We start from the raw sequence: 12,819 nt of genomic DNA on the forward strand, positions 1-12,819 counted from the left end.
GGCTATGAAATTGCGCGTTCTCATTTTAATAAACGCTGCCGCCGTTGCCATCACCTTATCGGCAGTTAACTACTACTTTCAGCACAAATGGTATGATATGATGATAACCTTCCTGGTTACCTTCATTACCAGCTATTTGGTGTTTTATTACCTGATAGAGAAATACATCTACTCAAAAATAAAGATCATTTACAAGCTTATCCACAACCTTAAGCTTGGCCGCGATCTGCGCGATGCCCTTGGCGAACATATCAGTGCCGACCCCATCAACGATGTAGAGAAGGAAGTAAAAGAATGGGCCCGCCTTAAAAAGACCGAGATTGATGACCTGAAAAGACAGGAGAAATTTCGTCGCGATTTCCTTTCAAATATCTCGCATGAGTTTAAAACCCCACTTTTTGCTATCCAGGGATATATCGAAGCTTTGCAGGATGATGGCTTTGAAGACAGGGAGATGGCGACCCAATTTTTGGAGAAGGCTTCAAAAAATGTCGACCGTCTCAGCTATCTGATCAATGACCTTGATGAGATCTCGAAACTGGAAAGCGGCGAGATCCCTATCAATTACACCAAATTCAAAATAAACGACCTGATAAAAGAGGTTTTCGAGTCGTTGGAGTTAAAGAGCAAACAGCACAATATTAAATTAACGTTTAAACAAAAATACGACGACGCCCTGTTTGTTAACGCCGACCGCGAAAAAATACGCCAGGTGTTGGTTAACCTTATTGATAACTCGTTTAAGTACGGGAAAGATGGCGGCAACACCGCGGTAAGCATTTTTACCCTGCACGACCAGGTTTTGATAGAGGTAACAGATGACGGCATCGGTATTGAAGAAAAGTATCTTACACGCTTATTTGAGCGCTTTTTCCGTACGGATAGCAGCCGCTCAAGGCAAATTGGCGGCTCGGGATTGGGCCTGGCCATCGTAAAACACATTATCGAAGCACACCAGCAAACCATCAGCGTACGCAGTACCGAGGGACTGGGATCTACTTTTGGTTTTACATTGGAAATGGCAAAACAAACTCTGCCATTCCCCAATATTCCTGTGTTAAAAAGTTAACATTAACTTAACATACTAACCGTACCTTTACTGAAATTTTAAGAAGTAAAGATGTCACTTAACAGTATTTTCCAGTACTTTGTACCAAAGGACAAAAAAACCTTTTTCCCCTTATTTGAACAAGCAGCAAGCAATGTGGTAGCTATGTCAACCGTTTTGGTTGAGGCAGTTAACTCAAATAACCCTGCCACCCGCGAGGAATTGTTCAGGCAGATTGATAAACTGGAGAACAAAGGCGACGAGCTAACCCACCAGGTTTATCTTGAATTAGGTAAAAACTTCATCACCCCGTTTGATCGCGAGGATATCCACACACTGGCTACCGCCATTGATGATATTGCCGATTATATACACGGCGCTGCTAACCGCATGAACCTGTATAAAATTGACGATTATAACGAGCACATCAAAAAATTATCTGAGCTTATCTTGCAGGCTGCCAACGACCTGGAGAAAGCTGTACGCGAGTTGAAAGACCTGCGTAACGTGCGCGCCATTGCAGATTCTTGTATCCGCATTAACAGCGTTGAAAACCAGGCCGACTATGTATTTGACCGCGCCGTTGCCGACCTGTTCCTGTACGAAACAGATGCTATCCGTTTAATAAAATACAAAGAGATATTAGCTGCGTTAGAGACTGCAACAGATATGTGCGAAGATGCTGCTAACGTAATGGAATCAATATTAATCAAAAACGCGTAAGTAATGGTTACTACCCTACTTGTTGCTGTTGTTGTACTTGCGCTTTTGTTTGACTACACCAATGGTTTCCACGATGCGGCCAACTCTATTGCCACTATCGTATCAACCAAGGTGCTAACGCCTTTCCAGGCGGTTCTGCTTGCCGCAGTATTTAACTTTGCAGCATACTTTTTTATAAAAGACCATAAGGTAGCCAACACGGTTGCAAAAACCGTACAGGAAGAGTTTATTACCCTTCATGTGGTACTTGCAGGTCTTATTGCCGCCATCAGCTGGAACTTAATTACCTGGTGGTTTGGTATTCCTTCAAGCTCGTCGCATACGCTTATTGGCGGTTTTGCCGGTGCAGGTATCACCAATGCATTGTTCTTAGGCAAACATGGCATGTCTGCAGTTAACTCATACTATGTAATAAAGATCATTGCCTACATTGTACTGGCACCATTTATCGGTCTTATAATAGCATATATTGTTACTATTATCATCTTGCATATTTGTAAGAAGGCCAAGCCTGCCACAGCCGAGCGCTGGTTTAAACGCCTGCAGTTATTATCTGCAGCTGCATTAAGCTTTGCACACGGTACAAATGATGCACAAAAGGTAATGGGTATTTTGTACGTGAGCCTCGTAGCTGCCAAAATAATCCACAGTGGTGCCGAAATGCCTGAGTGGATTCCACTGGCTTGTTACTCTGCCATATCATTGGGGACCATGTCTGGTGGCTGGAAGATCGTTAAAACCATGGGCAGCAAGATCACCAAGATCACCCCGCTTGAGGGCGTTGCTGCGGAGAGCGCGGGTGCCATTACCCTGTTCATTACAGAGCACTTTGCTATCCCGGTTTCAACCACGCACACCATTACCGGTTCAATTATCGGCGTGGGTTTAACTAAGCGTGTATCTGCCGTGCGTTGGGGCGTTACCATTAACCTGGTTTGGGCATGGATCATTACCATCCCTATGTCGGCCTTAATTGCCGGTTTAACCTTCTGCCTGGTAAGGCATATATAAAAGAGCACACACTCAAAACTAAACATAAAAATTGCTGCCACTTGTTGGCAGCAATTTTGCTTTTACACCACCATGAAAAAGATAATTCTACTTACTCTTCCTTTCCTCTTCATTGGGCTTAGCAGTTGTGATACCCTTAACCAGGTTGCACAAACTACCGTACAGCAATATGGCAACCCAACCCAGCTGGAAATAAGCAACGGCCTTAAACAAGCGCTTGAGCTGGGTACGGGCAAAAGCTCAGATCAGTTATCGGCCGTTGATGGTTTCTTTAAGAATGCAGCCGTTAAGATCCTTTTCCCGCCCGAGGCACAGAAGGTGGAGAAGACACTACGCAGCATAGGTTTAAGTAAACTGGCTGATGATGTTATCCTATCGCTTAACCGCGCAGCAGAAGATGCCGCATCGCAGGCTAAACCGGTATTTGTAAATGCTATTAAGCAGATGACCATACAAGATGTCACCAACATCCTGTTAGGCCAGCAGGACGCCGCTACGCAGTATTTTGAGCGTACTACCACCGCGCAGCTAACAGCCAACTTTAAACCTATTATACAAGGCAGTTTAAATAAGGTTGGCGCTACTAAATATTATGGCGATGCCGCTGCTGCTTATAACAAGATACCACTGGTAACAAAGGTTAACCCTAACATCAGCGACTACGTAACGCAGAAAGCTATTGCAGGCCTGTTTACCGTTATCGCTAAAGAAGAATTGAATATCCGCCAAAACCTATCAGCACGTAGTACGCCGCTACTGCAAAAGGTATTTGGTTATTATGATAGGAATAAGAAGTAAGAGATATAAATATGTCATTGCGAGGAGCGACAGCGACGTGGCAATCTCGTCGCATGTATATAAACGCGAGGGGATTGCCACGCTACGCTCGCAATGACGTGTAGGCTATAAACAAGAAAGCCTCAGCATTTCGCTGAGGCTTTCTTGTTTATAATTTCAAGAATTACTTCACCAAAGTACCTATCGGGTTACCTTCGGCTATTTTCATGAAGTTGCCTTCTTTGTTCATATCAAAAACGATGATAGGCAGTTTGTTTTCCTGGCAAAGGGTAATGGCGGTCATGTCCATTACGTTTAGACCTTTGTCGTAAACTTCCTGGAAGCTGATCTCGTCGTAACGGGTTGCTGTAGGGTCTTTCTCTGGGTCGGCGGTATAGATGCCATCAACACGGGTACCTTTCAGTACAACGTCTGCTTTGATCTCTATAGCGCGTAATGATGCTGCAGTATCCGTAGTGAAATACGGGTTACCGGTACCGGCACCAAATATCACTATTTTACCACACTCCAGATGGTGCATAGCACGACGACGGATGTACGGCTCACAGATCTGCTCCATTTTAATGGCCGATTGCAGGCGGGTTTCCACACCAATGCTTTCCAGTGCATTTTGCAGAGCCATACAGTTGATAACGGTAGCCAGCATGCCCATATAATCGGCCTGTGCGCGTTCCATGCCCGATTTTTCGGCACTTAACCCGCGGAAAATGTTACCACCGCCAACAACAATAGCAATCTCAATTCCCTGATCTTTTACGGCTTTTATATCCTGCGCATATTGCAGAACTTGCTTATTATCAATACCATACTGGCGTTCACCCATCAGCGATTCGCCGCTAAGCTTTAGAAGGACTCTTTTGTATTTCATTTACACGGAAGATTTATCAAAAATAGATAATAAATGGTATTGTTAAAATTTTATGTGGTAATGGTTAAATAATTACCCTGTAATATGGTAGCAATGGGCTCAAACTGAGCATTAAAGATGATGAGATCAGCATCAAAACCGGCACGTATGCTACCTTTAGTTTCTTTTTTTGCTAACTGCGCCGGATACAACGAAGCCATATTTACAGCCTCGGCCAGACCTATGCCTGCTTTTTCAACGCAGTTTTGCACCGCCTTCAGCATGGTTAAGCTCGAGCCGGATAAAGTACCATCGGGCATTACATATTTGTCGCCTTCAAGGCGGTGCTGGTAGGCACCTTCTGTTGCTGCGGTAACTGCATCAGTTATCAGGAATAACTTATCGCCCAGTTCGCGTTTAGCAAGGCGAATCATCGGCCAGTCCACATGGTTACCATCGGCTACAATACTGGTGTACGGGCGTTCCTCAAATATGGCGGGGATGTAACCCGGTTCGCGGTGGTGCATCTGTGGCATGGCGTTAAATAAATGCGTTACGGCGGGGATGGGTTTATTTAAAAACCCCTTGCCTTGCTTATAAGTAGCGTTGCTATGGCCTGATGACAGGATAATGCCCTGCGCGTGCAGATAATCTATCACTTCCTGATCCTGCAGCTCGGGCGCAATGGTGATCATCGAGATAACACCTTCTGCCCTCTCTATCCAGCTTTTCACTTCGGCAAGTGTTGCCTTCTTAATGAACTTCTCTGGATGGGCACCTTTCTTAGCGGCATTCAAATAAGGCCCTTCGAGGTGTAAGCCCCAGAAGTTACCGCGGGCTGTTTCACGATAAGCTTTAGCAGCATCTATCCCCGTTTCAACAATATCATTGGTATTGGTGCCTATGGTAGCAAAGAAACCGGTAGTGCCTTGGTTTAGCAGGTCGTCTTCCATGCGTTGCAATGCCGCTACCTCGGGCTTGCCGGCAAAAAGTTTACCGCCGCTGCCATAGATCTGCAGGTCGATAAAACCTGGTGCCAGGTAAGCGCCGTTCAGGTCTTTCTTGTCAGCATCAGCAGGGATGTTATTTTCATCAACTATGGCCTTTATAGACCGGTCTTCAATTAAAACGGCTTTGCCTGCGGCGATGGTGCCGTTGGTGATGAGTTTGAGATTGTGAAGTGCTGTTATCATAGTGTCCCCGTTTATGATTGCGCAATTGTTATTTCGTACAAAAAGACGCAAAGTATTGCGTCTCTATAAACCCTTAAAAATATAAGAGCAAAAAAAATCCCCCTCGTTAAAACGAGGGGGATAATATGATTAAGCTCCTAAAGCAACTCGCTTAAATGCGGTAACGGTAAGGCCTTTTTCAACAGTATCAAGGAACTGGCTAACATTCTTAGAAGAATCTTTAACAAACTCCTGGTTTAATAAAGTTGAGTCTTTGTAGAATTTGTTCAGTTTACCTGCAGCAATTTTCTCAACCATTTCTTCTGGTTTACCTTCTGCACGGATCTGATCTTTAGCGATAGCTAACTCACGCTCAATAGTAGTTGAGTCAACACCATCTTTATCAACAGCAACAGGGCTCATTGCAGCAATTTGCATTGCAACATCTTTACCGGCTTCGTCAACACCATTAGCATCTTTGTTTAAAGCTACCAATACTGCTAAACGGAAGTTACCGTGGATATAAGCAACAACTTTTTCGCCTTCAAGAACTTCGTATTTAGATACGCCGATCTTTTCGCCGATTTTACCTGTTTTGTCAACAGTAGCATCGCCAATTTTAACACGTGAGTTCTCAACGTCAATTTCAAGAGCGTTAAGTTCTTCAAGAGTTTTAGGGTTAGCTTGTACAGCAGCGTTAGCGATCTCGTTACCAAAAGCAACGAACTCAGCGTTTTTAGCTACGAAGTCGGTTTCGCAGTTAAGCTCGATGATCACACCACGTTTGCCATCTTCTGAAGTACGTGCAATAACAACACCCTCGTTTGATTCACGATCCTGGCGGCTTGCAGCAACTTTAGCGCCTTTTTTTCTTAAGTAATCAATTGCAGCTTCAAAATCACCGTTGGTTTCAGTTAAAGCTTTTTTGCAATCCATCATACCCGCACCAGTTTGCTGGCGCAGTTTATTTACGTCTGATGCAGAAATTTGTACTGTAGACATTGTTTTTATGTTAAATGTTGTAAAGTTGAAAGGTTACAAGGTTGAAACATTAAAACATTCCAACCTTGCAACCTTCCAACTTCAAAATAATATTACTCTTCTGTAGATTCAGCAGTTGGAGTACCAGCCTCAGCTTCTTCGGCTACTCTTTTTGCGCCACGGCCACCTGAAGTAGTTTCAGGAGCGTCAGCTTTCGCTTTAGCAGCAGCTGCTTCTTTTTCAGTTTCGTCTTCTTTCTCGCGTTTGCGCTCATCTAAACCTTCTTCGATAGCTTTGATGATAATGCCGGTGATCAATGAAATTGATTTTGTAGCGTCATCGTTAGCCGGGATAGGGAAGTCGATGTTAGATGGGTCAGAGTTAGTATCAACCATCGCAAAAGTTGGGATGTTAAGCTTTAAAGCTTCAGATACTGCAATGTGCTCTTTCTTAACGTCGATCAAAAATAATGCTGCAGGTAAACGGTTCAAATCAGCAATACCACCCAAAAGGGCTTCTAATTTGATACGCTCACGCTGTATCATCAAACGCTCTTTTTTAGAAAGGATAGCGTAAGTACCGTCTTTAGTCAATTTATCGATGTTTGACATCTTTTTGATCGACTTACGTACGGTTGCAAAGTTAGTTAACATACCACCTAACCAACGTTCGGTTACGAACGGCATGTTTACGCTTTTTGCTTGCTCGGCAACAATATCCTTAGCTTGTTTTTTTGTAGCTACGAATAATACTTTGCGGCCTGATTTTACTATTTGTTTGATAGCAGCAGCGGCTTCTTCAACCTTTGCTAATGTTTTATTTAAATCGATAATGTGGATACCGTTGCGCTCCATGAAAATGTACTGAGACATTTTCGGATCCCATTTGCGGGTAAGGTGACCAAAGTGTACACCTGCATCCAGTAAGTCCTGATATGTTGTTCTTGCCATTGTTTGTGTCCTCCTTTGATATTAACGTTTACTGAATTGGAATCTTCTACGAGCTTTTCTACGACCTGGTTTTTTACGCTCAACCATACGGTCATCACGTGTCATTAAACCTTTAGCACGCAGAGCTGGTTTTTTCTCAGCATCCAGTTCAACAATGGCTTTAGCGATAGCTAAACGAACGGCTTCTGCCTGTCCTTTTACACCACCACCTGCTACGTTTACTAATACATCATATTTACCAGTTGAGCCAGAAACTTCTGTAGACTGGGTAACAATGTATTGTAAAGGCAAAGTAGGGAAGTATTCTTTGTAATCTTTACCGTTAACGGTAATAGCACCATTGCCTTCGCTTAAGTAGATGCGGGCAACAGCTGTTTTTCTTCTGCCTGAAGTGTTAGTTGTTGGCATTGTGTTTTTTCTCCTTTAAAAATAAAAAGTTAAACGGTTTTAGGATTTTGAGCTGCGTGTGGATGCTCGGCACCAGCGTAAACATGCAGGTTGCCATAGATAGCACGGCCCAAACGGTTTTTAGGTAACATACCACGAACCGCTTTTTCAATTACGCGCTCTGGATGTTTTGCCATTAACTCCTTAGGAGAAATGAAACGCTGACCACCTGGATAACCAGTGTAAGAAACATATTGCTTGGTAGCAAATTTGTCTCCTGTCAGTCTTACCTTGTCTGCATTAATAACGATAACGTTATCACCGCAGTCTACGTTCGGGGTGAACCCTGGCTTATGTTTACCTCTGATCATCATAGCGATCTTAGTACACAAGCGCCCCAAAATCTCATTGTTTGCATCAACAACAACCCATTCTTTATTAACGGTTTTCTTGTTGGCTGAGACAGTTTTGTAACTTAACGTATTCACTTGCTTTAAATTAAATAATTAAACGTTTTTGTAAACCCCGCATTTTCGGGACTGCAAAGATACGCTTAATTGTTTAATTTACAAATGTTTTAAAGGTTTTATGAAATGAGTAAAACAGGATGATATTATATTGAAAGGATGTGATGTATTTGCATGCTCTCTGTAAGGCATTAATTGCTTCGCCAACGGTACTCTGCCGGAATAATAACCTTTTCTTCAAGCGTATTATCAATATTAAGGGTAAAAAATAATGGCTGGGCGTTCCCGTTTTGCGAACCCGCTTTCCATGTTTTTATCTGCCTGATGTAATTGTTAATGTGCTGCTCCATTTTCACATCATCTATGGATGAGTAAACAATAACGTCTTTAACTTTTTTTAGGCCATCAAAAGTTATCCCAACCATAACCCACTGCTTTTTCTCTGTAGAATACGCTTCTATATCTTTGATCAGCGGGATATAAAAACCCTCTTTAAGTGATTTAGGCCCTACTGTTGGAACGGTGTAAGGGCTTCCGGGGCAAGTTGATATGCCTTCGTCCCACCTTAGCTGCTCCTGCCCGTAGAATCCCGAAAGTTGGATTTTCGACTGGTCATTGTATACATATCGCGGGCTACCCGGCGGAGCAAAACCATTAGAAAATTTCCCGTCGTTAAAAACCTCAATAGATAGAATTTTTGATGTAAGCGTGTTCATAAACTTCCATTCCCCGTCCATTTTCCCTTTGGTAACATGGCCGCTTATTGCAAAAGGTGTGGTAGATCCCCATTGTTTAAAGGATCCGCGGTATTGTCCTTCGCCATTAACAAGCAATGCTTTACCCTTTTCATCATTATATGACAAGATGGTTGGTACTTCTGCTTCAAAGTTTAAGACCTTCTCTTCAATGCCATTCTCATAATAATATCGCCATATACCAACACGGGCATCGTTTTCGTATTTCCCGGTTTCCATTGTTTTCCCGTTAGGATAATAAAACGCCGCTATTCCGTTTAACATACCGTTTAAATAGGAAGCTTTATACAAGAGGTGCCCCTGCAGATCATAATCTTTGAACTCACCAACCAAACCTATGTTTTGCGGATCGAGTTTGCCTACTCTATAGTAATCCGCACACTGTGAATTATAAATTACACCTGATTTGCTATACCACACCTTAACAGAATCGGCGCCGTATACTTCTGCTACATCAGCAAACTTAAATGTGTTGGGCATATCCTGTGCAATTACACCTTGCACACTTATGAAGAATAAAAAAACAATTAACTTTTTCAAAATCTTTATTTGAAGCTAAATATATTAAATATTTCGCTTCTCCACCCTATCATAAAACCCGCCGAACGAATTCATTTTCACGGCATCCTCATTAAAGAAATCGCCGGGGAAGCCTAACTCTATTTTGCTGGCTTCATCAAGCTTGGCGATGTGCTCTGGTGATAGTGTTACATCAACGGTTTTCAAGTTATCTTTTAGCTGATCTACTTTAGTAGCGCCTACGATTGGAATGCACTGGAAACCTTTACTCATTGTCCATTGCAGGGCAACGTGGCTTTCTGATACGCCAAGCTCCCCGGCAATTTCCATTACTACACGGGTAATCTGCTCAGCCTTTTCGTTCAAACGTTTGCTTTCCGGTTTGATGCGCCCCTTTTCGCCTTTGAGGTATTTACCGGTGAGTGCGCCGCCTGCAAGTGGTGCCCAAGGCGTAACCGTCATACCGAAGTGTTTGGCCATCGGGATCAGCTCTCGCTCGGCGGTGCGGGCAAGCAGGCTATATTCCACCTGCAATGCAATAAACTGACTCCAGCCCATTAACTCGGCAAGGGTATTGCCTTTGGCTACTACCCAGGCGGGTGTATCGCTTATGGCGGCGTAATTGACCTTACCCTGTCGAATCAGATCGTCCATACCGCGGAGCACTTCATCAATTGGGGTGATATCATCCCAGATGTGCAGGTAAAGCACGTCCATGAAATCTGTTTTTAAGCGTTTCAAACTTTCCTCAACGCTGCGCATCATGTTTTTGCGACTGTTCCCGCTGGCATTAACATTGGTCTGGTTATCTTTCAGGGTATATTTTGTAGCTACTACAAAATGATCGCGGTCATGATTGCTCAGGTAATCGCCGATGATCTTTTCGCTGGTGCCCAGTTTGTAGATGTTGGCCGTATCCAGGAAATTGCCACCAGCTTCAGCGTATGCATCCATAATTTTGAAACTGGTATCGGCATCAGCGCCCCAGCCGGCCTCGGTGCCAAAGCCCATGGTGCCTAAACAAAGTTCGGATACTTTAAGGCCCGAGCGGCCCAGCAATTTGTATTTCATAGCGTGTTTTTTTATAGTAAACGGGTAAGGCAAAGCTGCTGTTTTAAAACTTTAAATAAAAGCCGGGTTTAAACAAACCAAACAGCCATTTGTAATTATATTAAACACGCAAGCCATGAAGACCATCACCCTGCATAAACCTATAGAAGTTGAAAAGCTGTACAACCATATTAAAGACCAGTTGAACCCGCTGTTTCATAAACAGCGACAAAGCGATATCAACTTTACGGTGGAGAATACCCCGGAAGGTATAGTGATCACTCAGCCTGAGTTATATGATGGCGCCCTGTTCACCATTGCCGTGCAGGACGATGAACTATGGATAACCCGCAACGAGCATTACGTTGATGACGTAAACTCAGTCACTATCGAGTCTATCCTCAACCTTATTTTTGAAGATCTATCGGGCAATTTGGGAACGGATCTGGTTGAGGAAGGCTGATATCCTGAATAATTTGTAGCTTAGATAAAGCCCATGCGTAAAGTTTTCCTCTTTCTGTTTTTTGCTTCTTTACTGTATTTAACTGCGGCCGGTCAGCAGGTTGTTAAATCGGCTGGCATACCTGTGATTGTTCATAACGATACGTTGTTAAGGGTGTACGCAGGCCAGGGCTTGTTTAATATTAACGAACGCGCCCAGATAATTACCCAACGCCTCAATAAGATCGTTAGCCGCTTAGATTTTGTTGCCGATTCTATCACTGTAAAAAATGATACTGCCTCTTCGGTTATCACCTACAAAACCGATATGATAATGGTGGTGAATGATAAGGACGCCTCGTTCACCGAACTTAACCGGCCGCAACTGGCAGCGCATTATCAGGAAGTATTGAAAACCAAATTGGGCGATATTTTTGAGGACACCAATTTTAAACGCCTCACTATAAATATCCTCGAGGCAGTTGCGGTGGTGATATTATTGGTGGTATTGATATGGGCCATCAACAAAGCCTTCAGGTGGGTAAGGATGCGCACTATAACTGCCTGGGAAAGCAGGCTTAAAAAACTTGCAGCTAAGGGTGCGCCTGTTGGTTATGCCAACCGCGCGCTTCCGTTTATCAACAGTGCTGTAAAAGCAGTAAGGGTATTTATTATAGTGTTGGTAATATACCTTGCACTGCCTATCCTGTTTTTTATTTTCCCATCATCAAAACCGATTGCCACGCAATTGCTAAGCTATATCGTTGACCCGCTAAAGAGCATCGCCTTAGCTTTGGTGCATTACATCCCTAACCTGTTAACCATAGCCGTAATATTTACCGTTACTTTTTATGTGGTTAAACTGGTGCGATTTATTTCTAAAGAAATAGAAAATGGCGCTTTCACCATCAACGGCTTTTATCCTGAGTGGGCCATGCCTACCTACAACATCATCAGGATACTGTTATACGCCTTTATGTTTGTGGTGATATGGCCATACCTGCCGGGGTCTGATTCTAAAGTTTTCCAGGGCGTCACCGTATTTCTGGGGGTGTTATTCTCATTCGGCTCGTCCTCGGCCATATCAAACATGATATCGGGCGTGGTGCTTACTTATATGCGCCCCTTTAAAATTGGCGACCGCGTTAAACTGGGCGATGTTACCGGCGATGTGATAGAGAAGAACGTACTGGTTACCCGTATCCGCACCATTAAAAACGAGGATGTTACCATACCCAACGCTACTGTATTGAATGGGCACAGCGTAAATTATTCATCAACAGCAAAAACCTTCGGGCTGATATTAAATACCACCGTTACCATCGGTTACGATGTACCATGGCAGCAGGTTTATGATATGCTTATCAACGCCGCCGAAAAAACAGAAGGTGTATTAAAAAATCCAAAACCCTTTGTTTTACAAACAGCCCTTAACGATTTTAATGTAAGCTACCAGATAAATGCCTATACCGATAAACCTAACCAAATGGCCGTTCTTTACTCAAACCTTTATCAAAACATCCAGGATACATTTAACGAAGCAGGTATAGAGATCATGTCGCCGCAATACATGGCATTGCGCGATGGTAATCATGTACAGATGCTTCACAATAATTTGCCTAAAGATTACAAAGCACCGGGCTTCTCTGTTAAAAACGAAAAAGAATAAC

14 protein-coding genes are annotated in these 12,819 nt (G+C 43.3%); 6 read left to right on the forward strand and 8 right to left on the reverse strand.

Going from position 1 to position 12,819, the window contains the following annotated elements; all coding sequences use genetic code 11:
- The first annotated feature begins 4 nt into the window (after positions 1-4).
- The 4 genes from D0C36_RS09485 to D0C36_RS09500 all read left to right on the forward strand — a co-directional run bounded on the left by D0C36_RS09485 (position 5) and on the right by D0C36_RS09500 (position 3,580).
- The gene (locus tag D0C36_RS09485) at positions 5-1,069 is read left to right on the forward strand and encodes a sensor histidine kinase (protein WP_117391279.1); all 1,065 of its coding nucleotides are present in this window, start codon (positions 5-7) and stop codon (positions 1,067-1,069) included.
- Positions 1,070-1,120: 51 nt separating this feature from the next.
- Positions 1,121-1,771 (forward strand): DUF47 domain-containing protein, encoded by a 651-nt coding sequence (locus tag D0C36_RS09490; RefSeq protein WP_117391280.1) that lies wholly within the window; start codon positions 1,121-1,123, stop codon positions 1,769-1,771.
- Positions 1,772-1,774: 3 nt separating this feature from the next.
- A complete protein-coding gene (locus D0C36_RS09495) occupies positions 1,775-2,782 on the forward strand; it encodes an inorganic phosphate transporter (RefSeq protein WP_117391281.1) in 1,008 nt (335 codons plus the stop codon).
- 72 nt (positions 2,783-2,854) lie between these two features.
- Positions 2,855-3,580 carry a DUF4197 domain-containing protein gene (locus tag D0C36_RS09500; protein ID WP_117391282.1) on the forward strand — a complete coding sequence of 242 codons (726 nt, stop codon included), beginning with the start codon at positions 2,855-2,857 and terminating at the stop codon, positions 3,578-3,580.
- Positions 3,581-3,743: 163 nt separating this feature from the next.
- On the opposite strand, the gene pyrH is transcribed toward D0C36_RS09500, so the two are convergent.
- From pyrH to D0C36_RS09540, 8 genes are all read right to left on the reverse strand, one after another.
- Complete coding sequence (pyrH, locus tag D0C36_RS09505; protein ID WP_117391283.1) at positions 3,744-4,448, reverse strand: UMP kinase; 705 nt, start codon at positions 4,446-4,448, stop codon at positions 3,744-3,746.
- A gap of 50 nt (positions 4,449-4,498) precedes the next feature.
- Complete coding sequence (nagA, locus tag D0C36_RS09510; RefSeq protein ID WP_117391284.1) at positions 4,499-5,620, reverse strand: N-acetylglucosamine-6-phosphate deacetylase; 1,122 nt, start codon at positions 5,618-5,620, stop codon at positions 4,499-4,501.
- Between the two features lie 129 nt (positions 5,621-5,749).
- The gene (gene tsf / locus D0C36_RS09515; RefSeq protein WP_117391285.1) at positions 5,750-6,601 is read right to left on the reverse strand and encodes a translation elongation factor Ts; all 852 of its coding nucleotides are present in this window, start codon (positions 6,599-6,601) and stop codon (positions 5,750-5,752) included.
- Between the two features lie 92 nt (positions 6,602-6,693).
- Entirely contained in the window at positions 6,694-7,530 is an 837-nt protein-coding gene (gene rpsB, locus D0C36_RS09520; protein WP_117391286.1) for a 30S ribosomal protein S2, read from the reverse strand.
- Between the two features lie 21 nt (positions 7,531-7,551).
- A complete protein-coding gene (gene rpsI / locus D0C36_RS09525; RefSeq protein WP_117391287.1) occupies positions 7,552-7,938 on the reverse strand; it encodes a 30S ribosomal protein S9 in 387 nt (128 codons plus the stop codon).
- A gap of 29 nt (positions 7,939-7,967) precedes the next feature.
- Positions 7,968-8,405, reverse strand: coding sequence for a 50S ribosomal protein L13 (gene rplM / locus D0C36_RS09530; RefSeq protein ID WP_117391288.1), 438 nt, complete (start codon positions 8,403-8,405; stop codon positions 7,968-7,970).
- A 170-nt stretch (positions 8,406-8,575) separates the two neighbouring features.
- Complete coding sequence (locus D0C36_RS09535; protein WP_147321973.1) at positions 8,576-9,619, reverse strand: toxin-antitoxin system YwqK family antitoxin; 1,044 nt, start codon at positions 9,617-9,619, stop codon at positions 8,576-8,578.
- Between the two features lie 84 nt (positions 9,620-9,703).
- Complete coding sequence (locus D0C36_RS09540) at positions 9,704-10,729, reverse strand: aldo/keto reductase (protein WP_117391290.1); 1,026 nt, start codon at positions 10,727-10,729, stop codon at positions 9,704-9,706.
- Between the two features lie 115 nt (positions 10,730-10,844).
- Between D0C36_RS09540 and D0C36_RS09545 the strand changes: the two genes are divergently transcribed.
- Together D0C36_RS09545 and D0C36_RS09550 are read left to right on the forward strand one after the other, a co-directional pair.
- Positions 10,845-11,171, forward strand: a complete 327-nt coding sequence (locus tag D0C36_RS09545; protein ID WP_117391291.1) for a hypothetical protein — start codon at positions 10,845-10,847, stop codon at positions 11,169-11,171.
- Positions 11,172-11,204: 33 nt separating this feature from the next.
- Positions 11,205-12,818, forward strand: a complete 1,614-nt coding sequence (locus tag D0C36_RS09550; protein ID WP_117391292.1) for a mechanosensitive ion channel family protein — start codon at positions 11,205-11,207, stop codon at positions 12,816-12,818.
- The last annotated feature ends 1 nt before the right edge of the window (position 12,819 follow it).

It is taken from the genome of Mucilaginibacter conchicola (assembly GCF_003432115.1).
In the GTDB taxonomy this organism is placed as follows: Bacteria; Bacteroidota; Bacteroidia; order Sphingobacteriales; family Sphingobacteriaceae; genus Mucilaginibacter; species Mucilaginibacter conchicola.